The 25,896-nt window shown below is 69.9% G+C and carries 26 protein-coding genes; 13 read left to right on the plus strand and 13 right to left on the minus strand.

Features of this window, described 5'->3' with window-relative positions; all coding sequences use genetic code 11:
- Positions 1 to 4: 4 nt before the first annotated feature.
- Positions 5 to 691: a class I SAM-dependent DNA methyltransferase gene (locus tag ACZ7M7_RS08890; RefSeq protein ID WP_472115193.1), complete on the minus strand. Its 687-nt coding sequence runs from the start codon at positions 689 to 691 to the stop codon at positions 5 to 7.
- Between the two features lie 196 nt (positions 692 to 887).
- On the opposite strand from ACZ7M7_RS08890, the gene ACZ7M7_RS08895 reads away from it, so the two are divergent.
- From ACZ7M7_RS08895 to ACZ7M7_RS08935, 9 genes are all read left to right on the plus strand, one after another.
- On the plus strand, positions 888 to 1,205 hold the full coding sequence (locus ACZ7M7_RS08895) for a hypothetical protein (RefSeq protein ID WP_472114331.1): 318 nt from the start codon (positions 888 to 890) through the stop codon (positions 1,203 to 1,205).
- A 436-nt stretch (positions 1,206 to 1,641) separates the two neighbouring features.
- Positions 1,642 to 2,862: a M20 family metallopeptidase gene (locus tag ACZ7M7_RS08900; protein WP_472115196.1), complete on the plus strand. Its 1,221-nt coding sequence runs from the start codon at positions 1,642 to 1,644 to the stop codon at positions 2,860 to 2,862.
- Between the two features lie 390 nt (positions 2,863 to 3,252).
- On the plus strand, positions 3,253 to 4,308 hold the full coding sequence (locus ACZ7M7_RS08905) for a BMP family lipoprotein (RefSeq protein ID WP_383613847.1): 1,056 nt from the start codon (positions 3,253 to 3,255) through the stop codon (positions 4,306 to 4,308).
- A gap of 311 nt (positions 4,309 to 4,619) precedes the next feature.
- The gene (locus ACZ7M7_RS08910; protein WP_383616277.1) at positions 4,620 to 5,666 is read left to right on the plus strand and encodes a BMP family lipoprotein; all 1,047 of its coding nucleotides are present in this window, start codon (positions 4,620 to 4,622) and stop codon (positions 5,664 to 5,666) included.
- Between the two features lie 221 nt (positions 5,667 to 5,887).
- Positions 5,888 to 7,474, plus strand: coding sequence for an ABC transporter ATP-binding protein (locus tag ACZ7M7_RS08915; protein ID WP_383616280.1), 1,587 nt, complete (start codon positions 5,888 to 5,890; stop codon positions 7,472 to 7,474).
- A complete protein-coding gene (locus tag ACZ7M7_RS08920) occupies positions 7,474 to 8,598 on the plus strand; it encodes an ABC transporter permease (RefSeq protein WP_383630211.1) in 1,125 nt (374 codons plus the stop codon). The genes ACZ7M7_RS08915 and ACZ7M7_RS08920 overlap by 1 nt, the downstream gene beginning before the upstream one ends.
- Complete coding sequence (locus tag ACZ7M7_RS08925) at positions 8,595 to 9,869, plus strand: ABC transporter permease (protein ID WP_472114336.1); 1,275 nt, start codon at positions 8,595 to 8,597, stop codon at positions 9,867 to 9,869. Before ACZ7M7_RS08920 ends, ACZ7M7_RS08925 begins: the two co-directional genes overlap by 4 nt.
- On the plus strand, positions 9,866 to 10,273 hold the full coding sequence (locus tag ACZ7M7_RS08930; protein WP_472114339.1) for a cytidine deaminase: 408 nt from the start codon (positions 9,866 to 9,868) through the stop codon (positions 10,271 to 10,273). The genes ACZ7M7_RS08925 and ACZ7M7_RS08930 overlap by 4 nt, the downstream gene beginning before the upstream one ends.
- 90 nt (positions 10,274 to 10,363) lie before the next feature.
- Positions 10,364 to 11,641, plus strand: coding sequence for a thymidine phosphorylase (locus tag ACZ7M7_RS08935; RefSeq protein ID WP_383616288.1), 1,278 nt, complete (start codon positions 10,364 to 10,366; stop codon positions 11,639 to 11,641).
- Positions 11,642 to 11,718: 77 nt separating this feature from the next.
- Here the strand turns inward: ACZ7M7_RS08935 and ACZ7M7_RS08940 are convergent, their stop codons facing one another.
- Positions 11,719 to 12,639 (minus strand): AEC family transporter, encoded by a 921-nt coding sequence (locus ACZ7M7_RS08940; RefSeq protein ID WP_472114342.1) that lies wholly within the window; start codon positions 12,637 to 12,639, stop codon positions 11,719 to 11,721.
- A gap of 174 nt (positions 12,640 to 12,813) precedes the next feature.
- Between ACZ7M7_RS08940 and ACZ7M7_RS08945 the strand changes: the two genes are divergently transcribed.
- A complete protein-coding gene (locus ACZ7M7_RS08945) occupies positions 12,814 to 13,200 on the plus strand; it encodes an STAS domain-containing protein (RefSeq protein ID WP_383630219.1) in 387 nt (128 codons plus the stop codon).
- On the opposite strand, the gene ACZ7M7_RS08950 is transcribed toward ACZ7M7_RS08945, so the two are convergent.
- The 3 genes from ACZ7M7_RS08950 to ACZ7M7_RS08960 form a co-directional block, all read right to left on the minus strand.
- A complete protein-coding gene (locus tag ACZ7M7_RS08950; RefSeq protein ID WP_383616293.1) occupies positions 13,084 to 14,103 on the minus strand; it encodes a sigma-70 family RNA polymerase sigma factor in 1,020 nt (339 codons plus the stop codon). The genes ACZ7M7_RS08945 and ACZ7M7_RS08950 overlap by 117 nt on opposite strands.
- 192 nt (positions 14,104 to 14,295) lie before the next feature.
- On the minus strand, positions 14,296 to 14,664 hold the full coding sequence (locus ACZ7M7_RS08955) for an ATP-binding protein (protein WP_383616296.1): 369 nt from the start codon (positions 14,662 to 14,664) through the stop codon (positions 14,296 to 14,298).
- Between the two features lie 139 nt (positions 14,665 to 14,803).
- Entirely contained in the window at positions 14,804 to 15,967 is a 1,164-nt protein-coding gene (locus ACZ7M7_RS08960; protein WP_383616299.1) for an adenosine deaminase, read from the minus strand.
- A gap of 173 nt (positions 15,968 to 16,140) precedes the next feature.
- On the opposite strand from ACZ7M7_RS08960, the gene ACZ7M7_RS08965 reads away from it, so the two are divergent.
- A complete protein-coding gene (locus tag ACZ7M7_RS08965; RefSeq protein ID WP_383630221.1) occupies positions 16,141 to 16,902 on the plus strand; it encodes an alpha/beta hydrolase in 762 nt (253 codons plus the stop codon).
- Positions 16,903 to 16,975: 73 nt separating this feature from the next.
- Here ACZ7M7_RS08965 and ACZ7M7_RS08970 read toward each other — a convergent pair whose 3' ends face one another.
- Entirely contained in the window at positions 16,976 to 17,929 is a 954-nt protein-coding gene (locus ACZ7M7_RS08970) for a LysR family transcriptional regulator (protein WP_472114346.1), read from the minus strand.
- A 63-nt stretch (positions 17,930 to 17,992) separates the two neighbouring features.
- On the opposite strand from ACZ7M7_RS08970, the gene ACZ7M7_RS08975 reads away from it, so the two are divergent.
- Positions 17,993 to 19,267: an MFS transporter gene (locus tag ACZ7M7_RS08975; protein ID WP_383630223.1), complete on the plus strand. Its 1,275-nt coding sequence runs from the start codon at positions 17,993 to 17,995 to the stop codon at positions 19,265 to 19,267.
- A 101-nt stretch (positions 19,268 to 19,368) separates the two neighbouring features.
- On the opposite strand, the gene ACZ7M7_RS08980 is transcribed toward ACZ7M7_RS08975, so the two are convergent.
- The 5 genes from ACZ7M7_RS08980 to afsQ1 form a co-directional block, all read right to left on the minus strand.
- The gene (locus ACZ7M7_RS08980) at positions 19,369 to 19,578 is read right to left on the minus strand and encodes a PspC domain-containing protein (RefSeq protein WP_383616311.1); all 210 of its coding nucleotides are present in this window, start codon (positions 19,576 to 19,578) and stop codon (positions 19,369 to 19,371) included.
- A 108-nt stretch (positions 19,579 to 19,686) separates the two neighbouring features.
- Positions 19,687 to 20,238, minus strand: a complete 552-nt coding sequence (locus ACZ7M7_RS08985) for a VanZ family protein (RefSeq protein ID WP_472114349.1) — start codon at positions 20,236 to 20,238, stop codon at positions 19,687 to 19,689.
- A gap of 335 nt (positions 20,239 to 20,573) precedes the next feature.
- The gene (locus tag ACZ7M7_RS08990) at positions 20,574 to 21,218 is read right to left on the minus strand and encodes a hypothetical protein (RefSeq protein WP_472115199.1); all 645 of its coding nucleotides are present in this window, start codon (positions 21,216 to 21,218) and stop codon (positions 20,574 to 20,576) included.
- A 50-nt stretch (positions 21,219 to 21,268) separates the two neighbouring features.
- Positions 21,269 to 22,855 (minus strand): ATP-binding protein, encoded by a 1,587-nt coding sequence (locus ACZ7M7_RS08995; protein WP_383616320.1) that lies wholly within the window; start codon positions 22,853 to 22,855, stop codon positions 21,269 to 21,271.
- Positions 22,852 to 23,529 carry a two-component system response regulator AfsQ1 gene (gene afsQ1 / locus ACZ7M7_RS09000; protein ID WP_190072356.1) on the minus strand — a complete coding sequence of 226 codons (678 nt, stop codon included), beginning with the start codon at positions 23,527 to 23,529 and terminating at the stop codon, positions 22,852 to 22,854. Before afsQ1 ends, ACZ7M7_RS08995 begins: the two co-directional genes overlap by 4 nt.
- 267 nt (positions 23,530 to 23,796) lie before the next feature.
- On the opposite strand from afsQ1, the gene ACZ7M7_RS09005 reads away from it, so the two are divergent.
- Positions 23,797 to 24,543, plus strand: coding sequence for a SigE family RNA polymerase sigma factor (locus tag ACZ7M7_RS09005; protein ID WP_369273049.1), 747 nt, complete (start codon positions 23,797 to 23,799; stop codon positions 24,541 to 24,543).
- A 195-nt stretch (positions 24,544 to 24,738) separates the two neighbouring features.
- Here ACZ7M7_RS09005 and ACZ7M7_RS09010 read toward each other — a convergent pair whose 3' ends face one another.
- Together ACZ7M7_RS09010 and ACZ7M7_RS09015 are read right to left on the minus strand one after the other, a co-directional pair.
- Positions 24,739 to 25,098: a DUF6281 family protein gene (locus tag ACZ7M7_RS09010; RefSeq protein WP_472114353.1), complete on the minus strand. Its 360-nt coding sequence runs from the start codon at positions 25,096 to 25,098 to the stop codon at positions 24,739 to 24,741.
- 61 nt (positions 25,099 to 25,159) lie between these two features.
- Positions 25,160 to 25,804, minus strand: a complete 645-nt coding sequence (locus ACZ7M7_RS09015; protein WP_383616326.1) for a uridine kinase family protein — start codon at positions 25,802 to 25,804, stop codon at positions 25,160 to 25,162.
- Positions 25,805 to 25,896: the final 92 nt, after the last annotated feature.

Below are 25,896 nucleotides of genomic sequence, written 5' to 3' on the forward strand. Positions count from 1 at the left end.
CACGTCACGGCTGCTTGCGGGCCAAGATGAACGCGCGGGGGCGCTTCTCCCCGTCGACCGGTTCGCGCAGCACGCGGGCCTGGACCGGGAGGCCCGCCTCGGCCAGGTGGGCGGCGACCGTCTCCGGGGCACGCCAGTAGTAGTCGAGCGAGATCTCGTGACCGAAGCGCTCCGCGAGGTGGAGATGCTCCTCGTCGTGGTCGGCTCGGCCGGTCTGGAACCCGAGGAGTACGTGCCCGCCGGGTACCAGAACGCGGTGGAACTCGGCGAACGTGGCGGCGAGGTGCTCGGTCGGGATGTGGATGACCGAGTACAGCGCGAGGATCCCGCCCAGGGTCCCGTCCGGGAGGTCGAGGGACGTCATCGAGCCCACGTGGAACCGGAGTTCGGGATGCGCGCGACGGGCCAGCGCGACCATTTGCGGCGAGAGGTCGACTCCGAAGACCGGTATGCCGAGGTCGTCGAGATGGGCGGTGGCGTAGCCGGGACCGCTGCCGAGGTCGGCGACGGGAGCCGGGACGTGCTCGCGGGCCAGTTCGGTGAAGGCGCTGATCAGGGAGCGGTCCAGTGGATGGCTGTCGGCCGGCCAGTCGGGGAAGCGGTCCGTGTAGGCGGGGGCTATCGCGTCGTACGAGGCCTTGGTGGCTTCGAGGAAGTCGGCGTTCTCTGCGTACTCGGCGTTGTGGGGGATCGCGGGGATCTGAGGCTTCCGGCGTTTGTCGGCGGTCACGCGGCACACCCTAGCTCCAGCCTTTCCCGGTCCATCTTCGGTCTCGTTTTGTTCATCTGCTGGGCACGACCCCGAATTTGAGAATTGGGCATACCCTCGAACGCGCATACGAGGTTCGGGGAATTTCCAGACTGATGCTGGGGGTGCAATGAGACGCATGACGGCTGATGCGCGCGACATCATGGTCACAGCTCAGGAGGTCGCCAGGCTTCGAGATGCTGAGCAGCTCGAAGTGAGGGATATCGCGTTGGCCGCGTTGATCCGCCACTTCCTCCGGGCGTCGGAAGAAGTGGAGGGCCCGGAGGTTCCGTCGCTCTCGCCGGAACAGCTGCCGATGGCCGATGCGGTGCGGGAAATCATGACTGCCGGAGAGGGTGACCTCCGGAATCTCGACCTCGTCGAGCTGGCAAGGCGGGATGAATCCGAACTCTCCGGTTATTTGGGTCCTGTGCGGCAGGCGATAGAGGGGCTCTGATTCCGTCGGGCCCGTCGCTCGCGGCCTCCTCGCCGGCACCGCCGTATGGCTGCTGTCCCGTGCTACTGGCACCTCGCGGCCCTGTCCGACCCGCCCGGCGTCCGGAAACTCATAAATCACCCGAAATGTCCGACTGTAATCTGCCCCCAGGGCAGTGGTGGCACCGTGTCCCGGAGCCGACGTATCGCCCACGCCGGGCTCCGACAGGTGAACAGAACCGACGGGACGGAGCTGAACGTGGTATCCGTGAAGGAGGGAGATCCTCACTCTCCGTCGATTTCATGATCGACTCGGCGGAGTTGGGCGAGTTTACCCACCTAAATCGATACCTACGCGTCGGGCGGCCAGATTTTCTTCCCCAAACGGGTTGAACTTTTGTTGATCGAGGGTCAGTTGGCCACCTCGGCGTCCTACCCTTTAGAGGGTGAACCAACTGATGTCCTCCGAGTCCGAGTCCGATCAACCCGGGGAAGCCGCCCTTCCCGGCACCTTGCCGGAGGCGCTCCGTGCCGAACTCATCGAGTTCCGGCGCGACTTGCACATGCACCCGGAGCTCGGCAACCAGGAGTTCCGTACGACCGCCGCGATCAAGGGCCGCCTGGAGAAGGTCGGCCTGACGCCCCGCGTGCTCGACTCCGGAACCGGGCTCATCTGTGACATCGGGGAGTGGGACGGCGAGCGCCCCATGCTCGCCCTGCGCGCCGACATCGACGGCCTGCCCATCCCGGACACGAAGAGTGAGTGCTCGTACCGCTCTACCGTGCCGGACCGCGCGCACGCCTGCGGGCATGACGTGCACACGACCGTGGTGCTGGGCGCCGGCCTGGTCCTGGCCGACCTGCACAAGCGCGGACAGCTCCCGCGCCCCGTCCGGCTGCTCTTCCAGCCCGCAGAGGAGGTCCTCCCCGGCGGCGCCCTCGACGCGATCGAGTGCGGGGTGCTCGACGGGGTCGGCCGGTTCCTCGCCCTGCACTGCGACCCCAAGGTGGACGCCGGGAAGCTCGGCCTGCGGGAGGGCCCCATCACCTCTGCCTGCGACCGGCTGGAAATCGCCCTCGACGGGCCCGGCGGGCACACGGCACGCCCCCATCTGACGACCGACCTGGTCACCGCCGCCGCCCGCGTCGTCACCGACGTGCCCGCGGTCGTCGCCCGGCGCACCGACGCCCGCAGCGGCCTGTCCGTGACCTGGGGCCGTATCGAGTCCGGCCACGCGCCCAACGTCATCCCCCAGCACGCCGAGCTCTCCGGGACCGTGCGCTGCCTGGACCTCGACACCTGGCGGCAGGCGCCCGATCTCGTCGTCGCCGCCATCGACGAGGTCGCCAACCTGCACCGCGCCAAGTCGGAGATCAACTACGTCCGCGGCGTCCCGCCCGTCGTCAACGACCCGGACTCGACCGAGCTGCTGCGCGCCGCCATGACCGCCCGCCGTGGCGCCGACTCCGTCGAGGGCACCGAGCAGAGCCTCGGTGGGGAGGACTTCTCCTGGTACCTGGAGCACGTGCCCGGTGCCATGGCCCGGCTGGGGGTCCGCGTGCCCGGTGACCGGATCGGGCGCGACCTGCACCAAGGGGATTTCGACGTGGACGAGTCCGCCATCACGGTGGGCGTGGAGCTGTTCACCGCGGCAGCGCTGCTCGACGCCGCGGGTTAGGCGGGGCCCAGTCGCCGTAGGGGGCTGCGGTCGTGTGGCGGCTGCGGGTCCTTCGGGGCTGGTCGCGCAGTTCCCCGCGCCCCTTGAGGCGTTGCCCTGCCCGGCCTCGTATGTCGCCGTCAGCCGGCCCTCCCGCTCCGCTTGCGGGCTCGGTGAAGCAGGGGGAGTCTTGCCCCATGGCGGGCGGTCCTGAGCGCCATCGTGGCGAAGGCACCACCGGTGTTGTCGCCCCATGCGTGCCTTTCGATCCGGTGGTTCACAAGGACGTAACCGGCCATCGGCACGAATGGATAACGGCCAGGCGAAACCCCGTTCCCAGGAGTGTCTACGCGCGTTAATGTGCGCCGAACTCAGCACCCACTGCGGGGCTTGGAGAATGGGGACTTCACGATGCGTCGGACATCCAAACTGACCCGTGTCGCGGTGGGGGTCGCGTCGATCGCGCTCGCTGCCACGGCGTGCGGTGGTACCAGCAGCGACAGCGGCAGCGACAGTGACGCGAGCGGCGACACCAAGGGTCTTGCCATCGCGTACGACATCGGCGGCAAGGGCGACCAGTCCTTCAACGACGCCGCGTACGCCGGTCTGCAGAAGGCTCAGAAGGAGTTCAAGTACAAGACGGCCGACATCGAGCCCACCGAGGGCGAGACGGACGCCGACAAGGAGCAGCGGCTGGCGTCGCTGGCCAAGCAGGGCTACAACCCGGTGATCGGCGTCGGCTTCGCCTACGGCCCCGCGATGGAGGCCGTGGCCAAGAAGTACCCGGACACCACCTTCGGCATCGTCGACTCGGTTGTCGAGGGCGACAACGTCGCCTCCCTCGTGTTCGCCGAGGAGCAGGCCTCGTACCTGGCGGGCGTCGCCGCCGCCAAGGCCACCAAGACCAACACGGTCGGCTTCATCGGCGGTGTGGACATCCCGCTGATCCACAAGTTCGAGGCCGGCTACAAGCAGGGTGTCCAGGACACCAGCGGCGGCAAGGTCAAGGTCCTCTCGCAGTACCTGACGCAGACCGCGGAGGAGGGTGGCTTCTCCAGCCCCGACAAGGGCAAGGCAGCCGCCGAGGGCCAGATCGAGAAGAACGCCGACGTCCTCTACCAGGCGGCGGGTCTGTCCGGTCAGGGCGTCATCGAGGCCGCCGCGAAGGCCAAGGTCTGGGCGATCGGCGTCGACTCCGACCAGTTCGAGCAGGCCGCTCTGGGCGCGTACAAGGGCTACATCCTGACCTCCGCCCTCAAGGACGTCGGCGGCGCGGTCTACGCGCTGGCCAAGTCCGTCGAGGACGGCAAGCCGCTGACCGGCACCCAGACCTTCGACCTGAAGGTCAACGGCGTCGGCCTGTCCGAGTCCAACCCGGAGTTCGCGAAGATCCCGGGCCTCACGGACGCCGTGGCGAAGGCCAAGGAAGGCATCATCGACGGCTCGATCAAGGTCAAGACCGAGTAGTCACGGCCGTCGCACAAGGTCGCACCAGGCAGAACCGGGTCGTACCAGGTCGTACGGCCGGAAGCGGGCGGGCATCCGAGGATGCCCGCCCGCTTCGCTGTTCCCGGCCCCTCCACCCCTGCTCCCGCTTTGCGATCGGCAAGCCCCGGGTCAAGGTCGCGCGTGGACTTGGCCACGGGCGCATAACAAGGTGGACAGAAGGGGTTTTCAGGTTGGTCTACGCGCGTTAATCTGCGGCGAAAGCCAGCGCCGTTGCTGTGAAGCTGTACCGAGCTGTACCGTCCGGCGCTTGTACTAAGGAGCACCTACACATGCGCCGGATTTCCCGGATCACGGTCGCAGGCGCAGCGACCGCCTCCCTGGCCCTCGCGCTCTCCGCCTGCGGCGGCACCTCGACGTCCGCCTCGTCGGACTCGAAGGGCGACAAGGGTCTCGCCATCGCGTACGACGTCGGCGGCAAGGGCGACCAGTCCTTCAACGACGCCGCGTACGCGGGCCTGGAGCAGGCGAAGAAGGAGTTCCAGTACGGCACGGCCGACGTCGAGCCCACCGAGGGTGAGACGGACGCCGACAAGGAGCAGCGCCTGGCCTCGCTGGCCAAGCAGGGCTACAACCCGGTCATCGGTGTCGGCTACGCGTACGCGGCCGCCGTCAAGGGCGCCGCGGAGAAGTTCCCCGACACCACCTTCGGCATCGTGGACGACTCCACGGTCGAGGCGAAGAACGTCGCGGACCTGGTCTTCTCCGAGGAGCAGGCCTCGTACCTGGCCGGTGTCGCCGCCGCCAAGAGCACCAAGACGAACACGGTCGGCTTCGTGGGCGGTGTGGACATCCCGCTCATCCACAAGTTCCAGGCCGGCTTCGAGCAGGGCGTCAAGGACACCAACCCCAAGGTCAACGTCCTGTCCCAGTACCTCACGCAGACCGCGGAGGAGGGCGGCTTCTCCAGCCCGGACAAGGGCAAGTCGGCCGCCGAGGGCCAGATCGAGAAGAAGGCCGACGTCGTCTACGCGGCCGCCGGTCTGTCCGGCCAGGGCGTCATCGAGGCCGCCGCCGCCAACAAGGTGTGGGCGATCGGTGTCGACTCCGACCAGTACAAGCAGGAAGCCCTTGACAAGTACAAGGACTCCATCCTGACTTCGGCGATGAAGGACGTCGCCAAGGCGGTGTACAACCTGGCGAAGTCGGTCGAGGACGGCAAGCCCGAGACCGGTATCGTTCGTGGCGATCTGAAGACCGGCGAGGTGAGCCTGTCGAACTCCAACCCGAAGTTCGCGGACAACACCGAGCTGCAGGACGCCATCAAGACGGCCAAGGAGAAGATCATCAGCGGCGAGATCAAGGTCAAGTCCAGCTGATTTGCAACACCCTGAGCAGCGGTAACCGAGGGGTTACGTCCGCGCGACGGGGTACGGAGAGACTCTCCTGGTGGGAGATTTCCCCGTACCCCGTTGTCGCGGTGCGTCGGCCCCTTATCAGGCCATAGGGGCGCTACGCGCGTAGACGACCCCCGTCCCCAGGAGAGTGCGCCATAAACGCGTCCAGCAGCCCTCCGGCCGGAGCGGCGGTCAACGGTCAGGTGACCGCCGTCGAGCTCGCCGGGATCACCAAGCGTTTCCCGGGCGTCGTGGCCAACCACGACATCCACCTCACCGTCCGCAAGGGCACCGTCCACGCCCTCGTCGGCGAGAACGGCGCAGGCAAGTCGACACTGATGAAGATCCTCTACGGCATGCAGAAGCCGGACGAGGGCACCATCGCCGTCGAAGGCCGGCAGGTCACCTTCTCGTCGCCGGCCGACGCCATCGTCCGCGGCATCGGCATGGTGCACCAGCACTTCATGCTCGCCGACAACCTCACCGTCCTCGAGAACGTCGTGCTGGGCAGCGAGAAGCTCCACGGCATCGGCGCCAAGGCCCGCCGCAAGATCAAGGAGATCTCCGAGCGCTACGGCCTCGGCGTGGAGCCCGACCGCCTCGTCGAGGAGCTCGGTGTCGCCGCCCGCCAGCGCGTGGAGATCCTCAAGGTCCTCTACCGCGGCGCCACCACGCTGATCCTCGACGAGCCCACGGCCGTCCTGGTGCCGCAGGAGGTCGACGCGCTCTTCGACAACCTGCGCGAGCTGAAGTCCGAGGGCCTGTCGGTCATCTTCATCTCCCACAAGCTCGGCGAGGTCCTCTCCGTCGCCGACGAGATCACCGTCATCCGCCGCGGCACGACGGTCGGTACGGCCGTGCCCGCCGAGACCACTCCCAAGCAGCTGGCCGAGATGATGGTCGGCAGCGAGCTGCCCACGCCGGAGACCGCCGAGTCCACGGTCACCGACCGCCCGGTCATCACCGTCGACAAGCTGCGCCTGGAGGCGGTGGGCGGCAAGGCCCTGCTGGACGACATCACGTTCACCATCCACGCGGGCGAGGTCCTGGGCATCGCCGGCGTCGAGGGCAACGGCCAGACCGAGCTGGTCGATGCGCTCATCGGCCTCAAGGGCGCCGACTCCGGCACGATCACCCTCATCGACGAGGAGATCACCGGCTGGACCACCCGCAAGCGCCGCGAGCAGGGCATCGGTTACATCCCCGAGGACCGCCACCGCCACGGTCTGCTCCTGGAGGCCCCCCTCTGGGAGAACCGCATCCTCGGCCACGTCACCGAGAAGCCCCTCGCCAAGGGCGTCTGGCTGGACCCGAAGGCCGCGCAGGAGGACACGCGTCGCATCGTCGAGGCGTACGACGTCCGCACCCCAGGCATCGACGTCACCGCCGCGTCCCTGTCCGGCGGCAACCAGCAGAAGCTGATCGTCGGCCGCGAGATGAGCCACACCCCCCGCTTCCTGATCGCCGCGCACCCCACCCGTGGTGTGGACGTCGGTGCGCAGGCCGCGATCTGGGACCACATCCGTGAGGCCCGCCGCGAGGGCCTGGCCGTGCTGCTGATCTCCGCCGACCTGGACGAGCTCATCGGCCTGTCCGACACCCTCCGCGTGATCTACAACGGCAAGCTGGTCGCCGACGCCGATCCGGCCACCATCACCCCGGAGGAGCTCGGTTCGGCGATGACCGGCGCCGCGACCGGTCATCTGGAACACGACGAGACCCCCGAGACCCCGGCAGACACCCCCGAGATCCGCAAGTCTCCCGAGTCCGGCGAAGACGAGGCCCGCTGATGAAGAAGTTCGACAAGGAGCGCCTGCTCCTCGCGGTGGCCGGCCCGGTCATCGCGCTCGCCGTGGCCTTCGTGCTCAGCGCGATCGTGCTGATCGCCTCCGGCAAGAGCCCGGTCGAGCCGTACACCCTGATGTTCGAGCAGCTCGGCTTCTCGGACATCCAGGTCCTGATCATCAACCAGGCCTCGATGTACTACATCGCGGCCCTCGCGGTGGCCATCGGCTTCCGGATGAACCTGTTCAACATCGGCGTCGACGGCCAGTACCAGCTCGCCGCCATGATGGCCGCGATCGTCGGTGCCCACGCGAACCTGCCGGCCGCCCTGCAGATCCCGCTGCTGCTCCTCACCGCCGTCTGCACCGGCGCCTTCTGGTCCGGAATCGCCGGTGTCCTCAAGGTCACCCGCGGTGTCAGCGAGGTCGTCGCGACGATCATGCTCAACGCGATCGCCACGTCGGTCATCGCCTACCTGTGGCTGCCGAACGTCTTCGGCGTCAAGGTCGGCAACAACAACACCACGGGCGAAATGCACGAGTCCGGCTGGGTTCCCGGCATCAGCATGGGCGACGCCGGCGAGATCTACGGCCTGGTCTTCCTCGCCGTCCTGCTCGGCATCGCCTACTGGGTCGTCCTCAACCGCACCCGCTTCGGCTTCGACCTGCGCGCCTCCGGAGCCTCGCTGACCGCCGCCGCGGCCAGTGGTGTCGACCCCAAGCGCATGGTGCTCACCGCCATGCTGCTCTCGGGCGGTCTCGCCGGTCTCGCCGGTCTGCCGATCCTGCTCGGCGACACCCACACGTACAGCCTGAACTTCCCCACCGGCATCGGCTTCCTCGGCATCGGCATCGCCCTGCTCGGCCGCAACAGCCCCGTCGGCATCGCGTTCGCCGCCCTGCTGTGGGCCTGGCTCGACAAGGCGTCGCCGGAGCTCGACTTCCACGGCTACGACAAGGAGATCGCGGTCATCATGCAGGGCCTGATCGTGCTCTCGGTCGTCGTCTCCTACGAGGCCGTCCGTGAGTGGGGCCTGCGCCGTCAGCAGCGCCAGGTCGGCGCCGAACTTGCCGCCGGTCACGTCCTCGGCGCCGACAACAACACCACGAAGGAGGTGGCTGGCCGATGACCGCCCCGACCTCGGCGACCGACGTCAACCAGCCCACGCTGCAGCCCGCGGCACCGACCGGCCGCCGCCTCTCGTGGCCCGTCCTGCTCCTGGTCATCGCCGGAGCCCTTGCGCTGACCTCGATCGTCCGCCTCATCACCGGCGCCGACGGCATCACCAACGTCAGCCAGATGTCCACCGCGCTCCAGCTCGCCGTGCCGATCGGCCTCGCCGGTCTGGGCGGTCTGTGGGCCGAGCGGGCCGGCGTGGTCAACATCGGCCTCGAGGGCATGATGATCTTCGGCACCTGGTTCGGCGCCTGGGCCGGCTTCCAGTGGGGCCCCTGGAGCGGTGTCGTCTTCGGCATCCTCGGCGGCTGCATCGGCGGCATCCTGCACGCCATCGCCACCGTCACCTTCAGGGTCAACCACATCGTCTCCGGTGTGGCGATCAACATCCTCGCCCTCGGCATCACCCGCTACCTCGCGCCCCTCGCCTTCGAGGGCCACGCGGGCGGCTCCGCCAAGCAGTCCCCGGCGATCGACTCCCTCGGCCACTTCACGGTGCCCGGCCTGTCCGACGGACTGCGGGACCTGAACAACCAGGGCTGGTTCTTCATCTCCGACATCGCCGGCCTGCTCGGCGGTCTGGTCACCAACGTCTCCTGGCTGACCCTGATCGCCATCGCTCTGATCCCCGGCACCTGGTGGATCCTGTGGCGCACCGCCTTCGGTCTGCGCCTGCGTTCCTGCGGCGAGAACCCGGTCGCGGCCGAGTCCCTCGGCGTGAACGTCTACAAGTACAAGTACATCGCCGTGATCATCTCCGGCGGCCTGGCCGGCCTCGGTGGCGCCTTCCTCTCCATCGTCGCCAATCCCTTCTACCTGGAGGGTCAGGTCAGCGGCCGCGGTTACATCGGCCTCGCCGCGATGATCTTCGGCAACTGGATGCCCGGCGGCCTGGCCCTCGGCGCCGGCCTGTTCGGCTACACCGACAGCCTCAACCTGCGCGGCGGCTCCACGAACGTGCACGCCCTGCTGCTGCTCGGCGCGCTCCTGCTGATCATCGGTGCCATCTGGCTGGTGATCCGCAAGAAGTACGCCCCGTCGATGATCACCGCGGTGGTCGGCGCCCTGGTCTACACCTGGTACGCCACCACCAACGAGGTCCCGAACCAGGTCGTCTCCGCCACGCCGTACGTCGTCACGCTCGTCGTCCTCACGCTGTCCGCGCAACGCCTGCGGATGCCGAAGGCGGACGGCCTGCCGTACAAGAAGGGCCAGGGCAAGTGACCCCGGCCGCCTCCCACGACGTCGACTGGGACAAGCTGCGCGCGGCGGCCCGGGACGCCATGTCCCGCGCCTACGCCCCGTACTCCGGCTACCCGGTCGGCGTCGCGGCCCTGGTCGACGACGGCCGTACGGTCACCGGCTGCAACGTCGAGAACGCGTCGTACGGCGTCGGCCTGTGCGCCGAGTGCGGACTGGTCTCGGAGCTGCAGAACACCGGGGGCGGCCGTCTGACGCACTTCACCTGCGTCGACGGCGACGGCGACGTCCTCGTCCCCTGCGGCCGCTGCCGGCAGCTGCTCCACGAGTTCGGCGGCCCGGAGCTCCTCCTGGAGACCCCGGCGGGCATCCTGCCGCTGTCGGAGATGCTGCCGCAGGCCTTCGGGCCGGGCCACCTCAGAAAGTAACTCCCGTGCGGCCCTTCCGAGTTGCTCCCGTGAGCCGCTCGGAGGGGCCGTGCCGTTTCCGAAAGTTCGGCCGGAAGGAAAGTCATGGCCATGGACGCAATCTCTGTCATCCGCACCAAGCGGGACCGCGGTGAGCTCAGCGACGAGCAGATCGACTGGGTCATCGACGCGTACACCCGCGGGGAGGTCGCCGACGAGCAGATGTCCGCGCTCGCCATGGCGATCCTGATCAACGGCATGAACCGCCGCGAGATCGCCCGCTGGACGGCGGCGATGATCGCTTCCGGCGAGCGCATGGACTTCTCGTCGCTGTCGCGCCCGACGGCCGACAAGCACTCGACGGGCGGTGTCGGCGACAAGATCACGCTGCCGCTGGCTCCCCTGGTCGCGGCCTGCGGCGCGGCCGTCCCCCAGCTCTCGGGCCGGGGCCTCGGCCACACGGGCGGCACGCTGGACAAGCTGGAGTCGATCCCGGGCTGGCGCGCCCTCCTCTCGAACGAGGAGATGCTGTCGGTGCTGGACGGCACGGGCGCGGTGATCTGCGCGGCGGGCGACGGTCTGGCCCCCGCGGACAAGAAGCTGTACGCGCTGCGCGACGTCACCGGCACCGTCGAGGCGATCCCCCTGATCGCCTCGTCGATCATGTCGAAGAAGATCGCGGAGGGCACGGGCTCCCTGGTCCTGGACGTGAAGGTCGGCACGGGTGCCTTCATGAAGACGATCGAGGACGCGCGCGAGCTGGCGTCCACGATGGTGGGGCTGGGCACCGACCACGGCGTGAAGACGGTCGCGCTCCTCACGGACATGTCCACGCCTCTCGGCCTCACGGCGGGCAACGCCCTGGAGGTCCGCGAGTCGGTCGAGGTCCTGGCGGGCGGCGGCCCGGCGGACGTCGTGGAGCTGACCATCGCCCTGGCCCGCGAAATGCTGGACGCCGCCGGGGTGAAGGACGCCGACCCGGCCAAGGCCCTGGCCGACGGCTCGGCGATGGACGTCTGGCGCCGCATGATCGCGGCCCAGGGCGGCGACCCGGACGCGAAGCTGCCGGTGGCGCGCGAGCAGCACGTCATCAAGGCCCCGTCCACCGGCGTCCTGACCCGCCTCGACGCCTACGACATCGGCGTCGCCGCCTGGCGCCTGGGCGCCGGACGCGCCCGCAAGGAGGACCCCGTGCAGGCGGGCGCCGGCATCGAGCTGCACGCCAAGCCCGGCGACACGGTCACCGAGGGCCAGCCCCTGCTGACCCTGCACACCGACACCCCGGAGCGCTTCGAGTACGCGCTCCAGTCGGTGGAGGGCTCGTACGACATCGCGGGGGCGGGGACGGACTTCTCGGCTTCGCCGGTGGTGCTGGAGCGGATTGCCTGAAGCGCATGAGCGGGCGACGGGCCGGGGCCCTCGGGTCCCGGCCCGTCGTGCTTCGAGCTCCTTCAGGCTCCTCCGGGTCAGCCGAGAAGTGCGGCGACGACCACCAGCACCGGCACCGAAATCACAGTCGACAGCAGAATCGAGTCCCGCGCCAACCGCTCGCCCACCCCGTAACTCGACGCGTACGTATAGAGGTTCTGTGCGGCAGGCAGTGCCGACGTCACCACCACGTCGAGCAGGGGAGCGCCCCGCAGGCCGAAGATGCCCGCCGCGAGCGCCCAGGCTGCCGCCGGCTGGCCCAGGGACTTCAGGGCGACCGAGAGCAGGACGGGATGCCGGTCGGGTCCCCGGCCGGGCATGGTGCTGCCGCACAGGGAGATGCCGAAGGCCAGCAGAACCGCCGGGACCGACATGCCGCCGATCAGGGTCAGGGGGTCCAGGACGGGGGCCGGGATGCGCAGTCCCGTCGCCGACACCGCCACGCCCGCCAGTGAGCCGACCGCGATCGGGTTGCGCAGCGGGGTCAGCAGGCGGCGCCACAGCGGGCCCTTCCCGCCCCCGCCGGACAGGTCGAGGATCGTCAGGGCGATCGGAGTGACCCCGACCAGCTGGAACAGCAGCACCGGCGCCACCAGCGAGGCGTCGCCCAGGACGTACACCGCGATCGGGATGCCCAGGTTGCCGGAGTTGACGTAACTGGAGCACAGCGCGCCGATCGTCGTACGGCCCACTCCCCAGCGCCGTACGACACCCACCGCGACGAAGACGCCGGCCGCCGCGGCCGTGCTCAGGGCGGTGACCAGGAGGCGGCTGGAGAAGATCACCGAGAGGTCGGTCTGCGCGAGCGTGGTGAACAGCAGCGCCGGGGACGCCACGTGGAAGGCCAGCTTGGTGAGGACCTCGCGGCCGTGGTCGCCGAGGTAGCCGCGCCGGCCGATGGCATAGCCCACTCCGATGACGACCGCGATCACCGCGAACCCCGTCAACACCCCCTGCACGGCACCTCCTTGGCGGAAACGAAACCGCAGGGTATTCGGGGAGGTGCTGATACGTGGGGCATACAGGCAACCCTCCGGGGAAGGAGGGCACCGGGTCAATGTGATCCCGGCAGGCGGACACCTCGACGGCGCACGACACCGGGCGGCGGGCGACGGACGGGGGCCCCGGCCGCGATGAGTTATCCGTCGCCGCCCGGTCTACCGATCGTGGATGCCATGACACCCGCTGTACTCGTGCTGGCCGGCCCCGTCACCCGGGATGAGGTGGCAGGGCTGTGCGACGACGTGCGGGCCCGGCTGGAGGCCGGCAGAGCGGGCGTCGTGGTGTGCGATGTCGGAGGGCTCGGACCACCCGGACTGGGCACCGTCGACCTGCTGGCACGGCTCCAGCTCGCCGCCCGGCGGGCCGGGGGCCGGATACGGCTGCGCGACCCCGACCCCGCGCTACACGCCCTCCTCGACCTGGTCGGCCTCCGCTTCGAGGTGGAGAGGGAGCCCGAACAGCGGGAACCAGCGCTTGGTGTCGAGGAAGCAGTGGAACCCGGTGATCCGGCCGTCTGAGACCTCCAGCACCTGCACCGCCCACGGAGTGAAGCCGCCCGCCTCCGGGTCCGGCTTGTACTGGGCGAAGCCCGGCAGCCCGTTGACCTGGACCGGCAGCAGACGCGAGCCCGCACAGGGGGCGCCGAGCGTCGTCATGAAGCCCGTGATGTCCTTGACGCCGGTCAGCCACAGATCGAACGGCGGCATCGTCATGATGGCGTCCTCGTGCAGCAGCGCCGTGAGCGCCGTCATGTCGTAGCCCTCGAAGGCCGCGACATACCGATCCAGGAGCTTTTGCTGCTCCTCGTCCAGCGGATCGGAGACGACTGCCTCACCGCCCGGCTGCTGCTGCTCGGCGAGCGTGGCGCGCGCCCGCTGCAACGCGCTGTTGACCGAAGCGACCGTCGTGTCGAGCAGCTCGGCGACCTCGCTCGCCTTCCAGGCCAGCACCTCGCGCAGGATCAGCACCGCCCGCTGCTTGGCGGGCAACTGCTGCAGGGCGGCCATGAAGGCGAGCCGCACCGTCTCCTTGGCGACCGCGGCCTCGGCCGGGTCCTCGGTGCTGGGCAGCACGCGGTTGTCCGGCATCGGCTCCAGCCAGGTGTTGTCCGGGCGGGGCGAGAGCGCCGCCTGCGCGAGCGGGGTCGACTCCGTGAGGTCCATGGGCCTGGCCCGCTTGTTGCCGGCCGTCAGCATGTCCAGGCACACGTTCGTCGCGATGCGGTACAGCCACGACCGGAGACTGGAGCGCCCCTCGAACTTGTCGTAACTCCGCCAGGCGCGCACCATCGTGTCCTGCACCGCGTCCTCGGCCTCGAATGAGGAGCCGAGCATGCGGTAGCAGTACCCGGTCAGTTCGACGCGGTGTTTCTCCAGCCTGACGTCGAGGTCCGTTGTCGTAGTCGCCGTGCCGTCGCTCATCGTCCACCCACCCCTGTGGCCGTATCCCGAAGTGCGCCTCATCGCGCCCAACACTTCGGAAGCTACCGCAGCCCACTGACAATGGCCCCCGGAGCGAACAAAGCGGCAGTTCGGAAGGGGTCGACAACACGCCGCTTGGGCGCACCCGGTGTCCATGGGCGCGCCCCAGCGGCGTGGTGCGGGGGATGCGGCTCAGGCGAGCGGCAGGCCGTTCAGGGGCAGGCCCTGGGCGGGCAGGGTCTGCGCCACCGGCAGACCGCCGAGCAGCCCGGTCGGGCCCGCCGCCAGCGCCTGCTCGGCGGCCGGCTGGGCGGCGGCCAGACCGGCGCCGAGCGCCTCCTGACCCTGGGCGAGTCCCGCACCGCCCTGGGCGAGACCCGCACCGGCGGCGGGCGCCGCCTGGGAGAGGTTCTCGGCCGGGAGCGTCCTGGTGACGGTGTCCAGCGCCGAACCGGCGGCGTCCGGGGCGACCGGCGCGGCGTTCGCGGCACCCGCACCGGCGGCGGCGAAGGCGGCACCGAGAGCGGCGACACCGAGGGTCTTGGCAGCAGACTGCTTCATGAAGGTAAGTCCTCGAAATTCGTTACGGGGTTTGTGAGCGGTTCTCGACCGTAAACACGCCCCGCACGCCACCGCAAACATCGAAATGCGGACGGATTGTGAATGGCGTCCGCATTCCGTGTGCGCGGAGAACTCCCGGTCAGCCCTCCTCGTCCTCAGAACCGCTGGTAGAGCTGGTCTGACGGAACAGCCATTCGGACTTGAGTTCGGCATATCCGGGCTTGATCACGTCATTGATCATCGCGAGTCGTTCATCGAAAGGAATGAACGATGATTTCATCGCATTGACGGAGAACCACTGCATGTCATCGAGCGTGTAACCGAATGCCTCGACAAGATGCTCGAATTCCCGGCTCATGCTGGTGTGGGACATCAGGCGGTTGTCGGTGTTCACGGTGGCGCGGAAGTGCAGCCGCCGCAGCAGACCGATGGGGTGCGCGGCGTACGAGTCGGCCGCGCCCGTCTGGAGGTTGGAGCTGGGGCACAGCTCCAGCGGGATGCGCTTGTCCCGGACGTACGAGGCGAGCCGGCCGAGCTTCACGGAGCCGTCGGACTGCACCTGGATGTCGTCGATGATGCGCACCCCGTGTCCCAGCCGGTCGGCGCCGCACCACTGCAGGGCCTGCCAGATGGACGGCAGGCCGAAGGCCTCGCCCGCGTGGATGGTGAAGTGGTTGTTCTCGCGCTTGAGGTACTCGAAGGCGTCGAGATGCCGGGTGGGCGGGTGGCCGGCCTCGGCGCCCGCGATGTCGAAGCCGACGACGCCCAGATCGCGGTAGCGGTTGGCGAGTTCCGCGATCTCCAGCGCGCGGGCGGCGTGCCGCATGGCGGTGAGCAGCGCGCCCACGCGGATGCGGTGGCCGTTCTCCCGGGCGATCCGCTCGCCCTCCCGGAAGCCGTCGTTCACGGCCTCGACGACCTCTTCGAGGCTGAGTCCGCCCTCGAGGTGCTGTTCGGGCGCGTACCGCACCTCGGCGTAGACGACCCCGTCCTCGGCGAGGTCCTCCGCGCACTCGCGCGCGACCCGGACCAGGGCGTCGCGGGTCTGCATCACCGCGACGGTGTGGGAGAAGGTCTCCAGGTACCGCTCCAGGGAGCCGGAGTCGGCGGCCTCGTGGAACCACACGCCGAGCTTGTCGGGGTCGGTCTCGGGGAGCTGGGTGTAGCCCGTCTCGCGGGCGAGCTCGACGATCGTGCCGGGACGGAGCCCGCCGTCGAGGTGGTCGTGCAGCAGAACCTTCGGTGCCCGGCGGATCTGGTCCGAGCTCGGGGTGTTCGCCTTCGTGGCAGTCTCGCTCGTCATTTTCGCACTCTAACGCCTACGCGCGTAGATGGCTCCTTCATCGCTGATTTCCTCGTCGCCGTCGCGTATTTCTCCCCTGGTGTACGAATCCGTCGGGTGTACGAATCCGTCGATACGTAACGGTGACCCCAAGGACGGGTGGCGTACACCCGCGCTTCTGACACTGTTCTGTCATGGCACAGGAAGTGACGCCGGTGCGCAGGGTCCGGCTGGGCAAGGCGATCGGGCCGGAGCTGACGGCCGTGAGCGGAGTGGTGCTCCTGCTTCCCGGAGGTGACGAGGTCTCACATCGCAAGCCGTCGACGTTGTTGGCGACCTCCTACGTGCGCACCCTCGGGCGTCGGCTGGCGCGGGCGGGTCGTGCGGAGGGTCTGGCCGCGCATGTCGTCCGCTACCGCTTTCGCGGCTGGAACGGCAGTGACGCGAACCTCGTGAGCGACGCGTTGTGGGCCGCCGACGAGGTCGTACGGCGCTACGGCGACGTCCCCGTGTGCCTCGCCGGGGTCGACATGGGCGCGCGGGCGGCGGTGCGGGCGGGTGGCCACGAGGCCGTCAACTCCGTGCTGGCCATAGCTCCTTGGCTGCCGGAGGCGGACGTGGCGGCGTCACCCGAACCGGTGAAACAGCTCGGGGGACGGCGGGTGATGTTCGTGCACGGCACCAACGACGAGCGAACCGATCCCGAGCTGTCGTTCCGGCTGGCGGAGCGGGCGAAGAAGGCGAACCGGGACGTGTGCCGGTTCGAAGTGCACTCCGATCGGCACGGGTTGCAGCAGCATCGGGACGAAGTCCTCGCGCTGGCCGAGGACTTTGTCATGGGGGTGCTGTTCGGGAGGTCGTTCTCGCGGCCTGTCGCCGATGCGTTCGCGGCTCCGCCTCCTTTGGGGTTGCGGATGCCGTTGGCTGCGGGGTTCGGCAAGTCGTTGCGGCGGTAGCGCCGTTGGGGTGCGGGCTTGGTCGGCGGCTGCCGGCCGTGTGTGGTTGCTCGCGCAGTTCCCCGCGCCCCTTCTAGGTCGGCAGCAGATTGCCTCTCCTTGAGAGCAGGAACTTCTTGAAAGCGGCCACAGGGGGCGTGTCCGGGCGGTCGGCCATCCATGCGACGCCGATCTCGCGGGCTGCGCGCGGCGCTGTGACCGTCAGTTCCGCGACTCCCGGGCGCGGTACGGCCGGCGGTGGCAGCAGTGCGACTCCGAGGCCCGCCGCCACCAGACCCCTCAGCGTCTCCGCCTCCTCGCCCTCGAAGGCGACGCGGGGCCTGAAGCCCGCCTCCTTGCACAGGTCGTCGGTGATGCGGCGCAGGCCGTAGCCCGGTTCCAGGGTTACGAAGATCTCGTCGGCCGCCTCCGCCAGGCGGATGCGCTTGCGGCCGGCCAGGCGGTGGTCGGCGGGGACGACCAGGCGGAGTTTCTGTTCGTCCAGGCGGCGGGCGACCAGGTCGGGGGCGTCCGGGACGGGGGAGGTGAGGCAGAGGTCGAGCTCGCCGGCCCGGAGTCGTTCGAGCATGGCCTCGCCGTAGTTCTGGACCAGGCTGAAGCGGACGCGGGGATGGTCGGCGCGGAAGGCGTGGATGAGGCCGGGGACCGTTTCGGCGCCCATGGTGTGCAGGAAGCCGAACGCGACCTTGCCGGTGGCCGGGTCGGCGTCGGCGCGGACCTCGTCGGCGGCGCGCCGGATCTCGGCGAGGGCACGTTCGGCCGAGGCCAGGAAGGTGCGGCCGGCGGGGGTGAGGGAGACCGTACGGCCGTGGCGGGCGAACAGGTCCACCCCCAGGTCCTGTTCCAGGCGGACCATGGCACGCGAGAGCGTGGACTGCGGGACCTGCATCTCCTGGGCGGCCCGTGTGACGTGCTCGGTGCGGGCCACGCCGGCGAAGTAGGCGAGGCGGGGTGCGAGCAACATCGTCATGTCTTCTGTGTCACTGGATGGTGACAGTCGAGGCTGTGAACTGTACTGATGCGCCATGGGAACGATTATGTCGAATCCATGCATTGGACGGATGAGTGGGGGCGTACGTAGCTTCGAGGCATGTCTCCCGCCAGTACCGGGGCGTCCACCATCGTGGGCGCCGCACCCGCAGTCCCTGTCGTCGACTCCCGAATGGCCCCGGGCGGCCCCGGCTACCGCCGGATGAGCTTCGCCCTCTTCCTCGCCGGTGTCGCGACCTTCGCGCTCCTCTACTCCACACAGGCCCTGCTGCCGCTGATCTCCGGAGAGTTCGGGGTGGCGGCGAGCGAGGCGAGCTGGACGGTGGCGGCGGCGACGGGCGGTCTGGCGCTGTTCGTGCTGCCCATGAGCGCGCTGTCGGAGCGCTTCGGACGCCGTACGGTCATGACGGCGTCGCTGGCGGTCGCGGTGGCGGTCGGGCTGCTGGTCCCCTTCGCGCCGAACCTGACGTCCCTGGTCGTGCTGCGGGCGGTCCAGGGTGCGGCGCTGGCGGGTCTGCCCGCGTCGGCGACGGCGTATCTGGCCGAGGAGGTCCGGCCGAAGGCTCTGGTCACGGCCATCGGACTGTTCGTCGCGGGCAACAGCGTCGGCGGGATGAGCGGCCGTGTGATCACCGGCTGGGTCGCGCAGGAATGGGGCTGGCGGATCGCGGTCGGCGTGATCGGCCTGCTCGCGGTGGCGTGCGCGGTGGCCTTCCGGCTGCTGCTCCCGGCGCCGCGCCACTTCAAGCCGGGCTCGCTTCGCCCTCGCGTCCTCGCCCGCGCGGTCCGCGACCACCTCTCCAACCCGCTGCTGTGCCGTCTGTACGCGATCGGCGCCCTGTTCATGACCGTCTTCGGCGGCGTGTACACCGTCATCGGCTACCGCCTCACGGAGGCGCCGTTCTCGCTGCCCCAGGGCATCATCGGCTCGATCTTCCTCGTGTATCTGGTCGGCACGGTGTCCGCGTCCACGGCGGGACGGCTGGTGAGCCGCCTGGGCCGCCGAGGCGCGCTGTACGCGGCCGGCGCCACGACGGCGGCGGGCCTGCTGCTGTCCCTGGCGGGCTCGCTCCCGCTGGTCCTCCTCGGCCTGGTGCTCATCACGGGCGGCTTCTTCGCGGGCCACGCGGCCGCCTCCTCGGCGGTCAGCAAGACGGCCACCCACGGCCGCGCCCAGGCCTCGGCGCTCTACCAGTCCGCCTACTACATCGGCTCCAGCGCGGGCAGCACGGTCGGCGCGGTGGCCTTCCACGCGGGCGGCTGGGCCGGCACGGTCGGGGTCGGCCTGCTGGCGGTGCTCGGCGTCGTGACGATCACGGTGTTCGGAACACGTGCGGCACGGCTGGAACAGCGGCGACTGGCTACGGCGGCCTGAGGCGGGCGCGGCTGTAGGTCGTCACTCGTACGTTCCGCCCGCTGTGCCAGAAAAACAGGTGCGCCCCGCCGGACATCGGCGGGGCGCACCTGTTTCTGTGGTTACCAGGCTGCGCGCGTCTTGTTCGCCTTGTCCTCCGAGGGGAGCAGGATCCAGAGGGCTATGTAGAGCAGGAACTGCGGGCCGGGGAGCAGGCAGGAGACCAGGAAAATCACGCGCATCGTCGTCGCGGAGGTGCCGAAGCGCCGTGCCAGCGCGGCACACACTCCGCCGATCATGCGGCCGTTGGTGGGTCGGGCGAGCGCGGTCATGGTGCGGCTCCTTCGCGAGCGTCGGTCGGAGGCCTCCTCGTGGGGCCTCCCGAGGGCTTCCCTCATCTGACATCCACGCTACGGCGACGAACCGGGCAAAGCGTCACTCTATGGAGCTATCCCGACCCTGGGAATCGTCGGGGTCCGACCCTGAGAGGGCTCCTCCTGGGGGACGGTTGCCCGGTCTGTGCGCTCGGACCTGCGGCGGAGCCAGGCGCGGGCCGCGGGTACGACCGCCGCGTGCGCCAGGGCCACGCCCACGGTGTTCAGCAGCAGGGAGTCGACGTCGACGATCTGGCCGGGTACGCCGGTCTGCAACAGCTCGATGCCCAGCGAGATCAGGGCGCCGGCGGCGACCGCCCGGACCAGGGAGCCCAACGGGGAGGCGTTGATCCTGCCGTGTGCCATCGGGATCAGCACGCCCAGCGGTGCGAGCAGGGCGAGTCCCTCGGCGATGTGCCGGACGCCTTCCTGCCAGCCCAGCGCCAGATCGGCTCTGATCCCGGCGAACGGCCGCAGGTTGGGCGGCATCACCCAGGGGACGTCCAGGGGGCGCAGCGTGAGCCAGGCGACGAACACGAGGTGCGCGACCAGGAGAACACCCCCCGTCGCACGGATGCGGATCGCGGCGCTGCCGCCGATGGAGCCTTGACGCTGCACGCCCCCCTAGACGCGCCCCCCGGCAGGATCGGTTCCGGGAGAGGGCTTACGGCGGTGAGGCGTCCGCCACACGGGCCTCCGGCGGAGGGTGCGCGCCTGTGCCTCCGGCGGTTGGGCGGGGATGCCTGCGGCGGCCGGTGGCGCTGAGTGGGGGTTCGCGTAGCGCCTGCGGTGTGTGGTGGGTCGGGGCCGTGCCGGGGGTGTCCGTCCTCGGACCGGCGGTTGGGGTCGGGCAGGGAAGTGCCGTTTCTTGACGCCGGCCACTGCGGGCGGACACCCCCCGGCACGTCCCCTTGCCGCCGTACGCGAGTGCCGCGCCGCGGGGGCTTTCGCCGTCAGTTGTCTGTGATCTCCGTTGACGGGGGCTCGTTGCTGCCGGGGCGGGTGCGGACCTCGTCCGTGCACTCGTAACGGCGCAGGGGCTCGGTGCCCGGGCCGCCCAGGATCACCGAGCCGTCGCCCTCGGCCGCCGTCGAGTCCGAGAACGTGCAGACGATCTGGGCGAGGGCGTACGAGGTGAGGTCGTTGGGCGGTGTGCTCAGGCGCAGGGTCTCGTCGGGGTCGCCGGGGTGCGGGCCGCTCACGGCCATGGCGCCGCGTACGTCGGTGGTGTAGCCGGCCTCCTTCTCGGCGGCCGACGGCGTTGCCTCCAACTCGTCGAGCAGCCCCTGCGCCACCAGCACGCGCCGTGCCGAGTCCGCCGTACCGTCCGTCACCCGCACGGTTCGGTCCACGGCCACCAGCTGGGACCCGCACAGCAGGAAGACCTGCACCGGAAGCCCGCGCGTGGCCTGCGTCGACACGTTCGGCTCGGAGAGCGAGCAGTGCACGCGCGAGGGAGCGGGGCCGAAGTTGGTCGGTACCTCCGTGGAACGGATGCCGCACCCGGTCAGCAGCGCGGCGGTCGCTGCGGAGAGGGCCAGGAGGCTGCCTACGCGCGCGTGCCGGCCTGAGGCGGCCGGCAGCCTGGGTACGCCCACGTCGCGTACGTCCGCCTTGCCTCCGGCGCCCACCGGGCCGCGTACCTTCATCAGGCGTCCCCCTTCTCCGGCCCGTCGGAGCCCTTGCCGTCGGTCTCGTTGGCGTCTGTCTGCTCCGCCAGTTTCGATGCGTCCCGGGGGAGGCGCAGGGTGAATACCGCGCCGCCGTCGGGGGAGTTGGCGGCGGTGATCTCGCCGCCGTGGATGTGGGCGTTCTCCAGGGCGATGGACAGTCCGAGGCCGCTGCCCTCGGAGCGGGGGCGGGAGGCGCTGGCCTTGTAGAAGCGGTCGAAGACGTGCGGGAGGACGTCCTCGGGGATGCCGGGGCCGTGGTCCCGTACGGCGATCAGGATCGAGTCGTCCGCCTCCTGGACCGCGACCCGGACCGGCGAGCCGCCGTGCTTGAGCGCGTTGCCGATGAGGTTGGCCAGGATGACGTCCAGGCGGCGCGGGTCCAGGCGGGCCATGATGCCGCGCTCGGCGTCCAGGTCGACCGCGTCCAGCCAGGCGCGGGCGTCGATGCAGGCCGTGATCTGGTCGGCGAGGTCGACCTGGTCGAGGACCAGGCGGGCCGTGCCCGCGTCGAAGCGGGTGACCTCCATGAGGTTCTCGACGAGGTCGTTCAGGCGGCGGGTCTCGCTGACGACCAGGCGTACGGCCGGTTCGATCATCGGGTCCATGGAGCCGGTCTCCATCTCCAGCTCCTCCTCCAGCACCTCCGTCACGGCAGTGATCGCGGTGAGGGGGGTGCGGAGTTCGTGGGACATGTCGGCCACGAAGCGGCGGGACGCCTCGTCCCGGCCGGCCATGTCGGCGACCCGTTTCTCCAGCGCCTCGGCGGCCTTGTTGAACGTCCGGGAGAGATCGGCCAGTTCGTCCGTGCCGGAGACGCGCAGGCGGGTGTCCAGCTTGCCCTCGCCGAGCCGGCGGGCGGCGACACCGAGGCGTTGGACCGGCTTCAGTACGGTCGTGGCGGCGGCCTGCGCGAGCAGCGCGGAGCCGATCAGCGCGAGACCGGTGGCGATGCCCAGCGACCAGGCGAGGGAGTTGAGGTCCTTGGCCTCCGGCTCCAGGGACTTGAGCATGTAGCCGGTCGGGCCGCCGCCGATCACCTTCGTCCCGGCGACCAGGTAGGGGGTGTCGTCGGCGACGGTCCGCTGCCAGTACAGGTGGTACTCGGCCTTGTTGGAGGAGTCGACCTGCTGCTTCTCGTTCACCGCCGTGCGCAGCGACTGGGGCACGTCCGCGAGCGTGAAGCCGTCCAGGCCGCCGGAGTTGCCGTACGCGGGCTTGCCGTCGGCGCCCTGGGCGACGAGCAGCACGCTGAAGCGCTGACTGCTGTTGGCCATCTGCCCGGCGGTGTGCTGCAGTTCGTCCTGCGTCGGCTCCTCGGGCAGCAGGCCCGCGCGGTTCTGCATCTCCTGCTCGAAGTCGCGCAGCACCGCGTCCTGGGTGCGGGTGAGCACCGCCTCGCGGTTGAGCCAGTAGGCGATCCCGGACGCGGAGACGGCGGCCGTGAGCGCCACGAGGCCGAAGACGACGACCAGGCGCAGGCGCAGGCTGGTGAAACGCAGCCTCGACCACACTCCCTTGCGAGCCGCGACCCAGCCGCGGAATCCCCCCTGTACGTCTGTCACTGAGGCGCGTCCAGGCGGTAGCCGACTCCGCGGACGGTACGGATGAGCGTGGGGGACGACGGGACGTCCTCGACCTTGGCGCGCAGGCGCTGGACGCAGGCGTCCACGAGGCGGGAGTCGCCCAGGTAGTCGTGCTCCCAGACCAGGCGCAGCAGCTGCTGGCGGGACAGGGCCTGGCCCGGCCGGCGGCTCAGTTCGAGCAGCAGGCGCAGCTCGGTCGGGGTGAGCTGGAGGTCCTCGCCGTTCTTGGTGACGGTCATGGCCGCGCGGTCGATGACGAGGCTGCCGTAGGTCGCGGCGTCGTTCGACTCCCGCTCCCCGCGCCGCAGCACGGCACGGATGCGGGCGTCCAGGACCCGCCCCTGCACGGGTTTGACGATGTAGTCGTCCGCGCCGGACTCCAGTCCGACCACGATGTCGATGTCGTCGTTGCGTGCGGTCAGCAGGATGATCGGCAGCTGGTCGGTGCGCCGGATGCGGCGGCACACCTCGAAGCCGTCGATACCGGGCAGCATCACGTCCAGCACGATCAGGTCCGGCCGCTGCTCACGCAGCAGTTTCAGACCGTCCTCGCCGGTGGCAGCAGTGGCCACACGGTGTCCCTGGCGAGTCAGTGAGAGCTCCAGGGCCGTACGGATGGCGTCGTCGTCCTCGATCAGCAACAGGGAAGGCACGGGGGTCATTCTGGCCCATGCGGGGGCGGTCTTTCGACTCCTGTACGAGCAGTAGGGATACGTGCGCGTAGCGCTGCTGCCTGTGCTCGCGCTGTGCCGGTGCTGGGAACGGGCTCGGACACAGGCCCCTGTGACACGTCTGTGACAGTCGGCGGACACGTCCATGAAGGTGCCCCGGCAAGCTTTTCGGCACAGGCAAGACAGCAGGACGCAACACAGCAAGCAGCACCAAGCAGAACACCGGAAGTCCACGACGGGGGGCGCGAGATGAACACGCTGCACGGCACCAGCACCAGCGCAGTGATCACGCGTCTGCACGACGTGAACGGGGGCCGGGGTTCCGAGAAGTCCGGTGCCGTGAGCGGGCGGGGGTGCGCTCGCGGCACCGGGCGTCAGCACACCGCGTTCATGACGGTGGTTGACGGTTTCACGGGGGAAACGCACGGGGGAGCCGCGTACAGGGAGGACTCGGGGGAGCGTCGTCGCTCGCTGTCGGAGGCGGAGTTCACCGCCTACGTCCAGGAGCGCCGCGCCTCCCTGTACGCAACCGCCTACCACCTGACCGGTGACCGCTTCGAGGCCGAGGACCTGCTCCAGAGCGCGCTGTTCTCGACGTACAAGGCGTGGGACCGGATCAGCGACAAGGCCGCCGTCGGGGGTTATCTGCGGCGGACGATGACCAACCTGCACATCAGCGCGTGGCGCCGCCGCAAGCTGAACGAGTACCCGACCGAGGAGCTGCCGGAGACGCCCGGCGACACGGACGCGATGCGCGGCACCGAACTGCGCGCGGTCCTGTGGCAGGCGCTCGCCCGGCTGCCCGAACTCCAGCGCACGATGCTGGTCCTTCGTTACTACGAGGGCCGCACCGACCCGGAGATCGCGGACATCCTCGACATCAGTGTCGGCACGGTGAAGTCCAGCATCTGGCGGTCGCTCCGCCGGCTGCGCGAGGACGAGGTCCTCAGCTTCGGCCGTGACGAGGAAGACGCCTTCGGGGAGCTTGTCGCCTGAAGGTCCGGGGGGACCGTACCGGGGGGAATGCAACGGGGGAACGGTAGGTAGTGGGGGGACCCACGGGGGTCGGGGGGCCCACGGGGGACCAACGGGGGAAACACGGGGGAGTGCTCCCACGGGGGATTCGGGGGAGCACGACGAGAGCGGGGCTGGAGGGCCGGGGGGTCCGTCCAGTCCCGTTTTCGTGTGCGCTCAGCGGGCCTTCATGAGGATCGCTCCGGCGGGAGTGTCACCGACGGCGATGGCGACGGCCGGGTCCATCCCCTCGACCGCGTACGCGGTGATCCGCTGTTCGCCGATGGCGTCCGGGGGATCGTTCGGGGTGTCGTCGCACGCCGGGATCGTGGCGGTGCCCAGCTTCTTCCCGACGGTGAAGTCGGTGTTCGCGACGTTCAGGTAGGAGCGGTGCGCGTACGTCACCACGTACGCGCAGGACGCCTCGGCCGCACCGCCGGCCTCGGCCGCACCGCCCGCCTCCGTGCAGCCCACGGCCGCGGTGACGAGCAGGGCAGTCATGAGCAGGCGACGGCCGGGCTGGAGGGCGGCGAACATCGGGATTCCTCTCCGCGGGGACCTTCTTCCGGTCCTACGACGGAGAGGGCGCCGTGTTCGTTCAGGTGGCCGGCGTCGCCGGAGCGGCCGCCGGGCAGCGGCCCGCTGCGGCTGCGGTGAGACGGCCGAGGGCCTCGTCGCGGTCGCAGGCGTGGGCGCCCAGGGACGTCTGGTGGGCGACGATCGAGCGTTCCAGGCGCATCAGGCGCCAGCCGCGGCGCAGCAGGAACGGGACCGACTTGCGGCCCTCTCGCAGGTCGCGGACGAAGCGGCGGCGGAACGTCTTCACGGGGCCGCGGCTCAGGCACAGCGCGTCCGCGAGGAGGCCGAGCTCCCGGCAGCGGTTGACGATCTCGGCAGCGAAGATGCCCTCCGCGATGAAGAGGGGGGTGCGGCCGATGTCGACGGTCTCCTCGCCGGTGCGGACGCTGAGGGAGATGTCGTAGAGGGGCACGTTCGTACGTCCCGTGCGGCACAGTTCCGCGATCGCCGCGACGGCCGTGTCGGCGTCCCACGAGTCGGGGTGGTCCCAGTCGATGTCGGAGCTCCCGGGGACCTGCGGCAGGGTCGGGTCGTCAGCCTCTTTGTAGAAGTCGTCGAGCCGCAGCACCGGAAGACCGGAGTGGGCGGCGAGAAGGGACTTGCCGGAGCCGGAAGGGCCGCAGAGCAGCACGACTCGCGTCGGTATGGGCGGATGGGAACTCACGGGACACCAGTGTGAGGCATCGCAGGGCCCGTGTACGACCCGGTGTACCGCAATTGAAGCGCGCGTCACACCTCACAGCCCTCTCGCGTTCA

It is taken from the genome of Streptomyces sp. NPDC111606 (assembly GCF_055656945.1).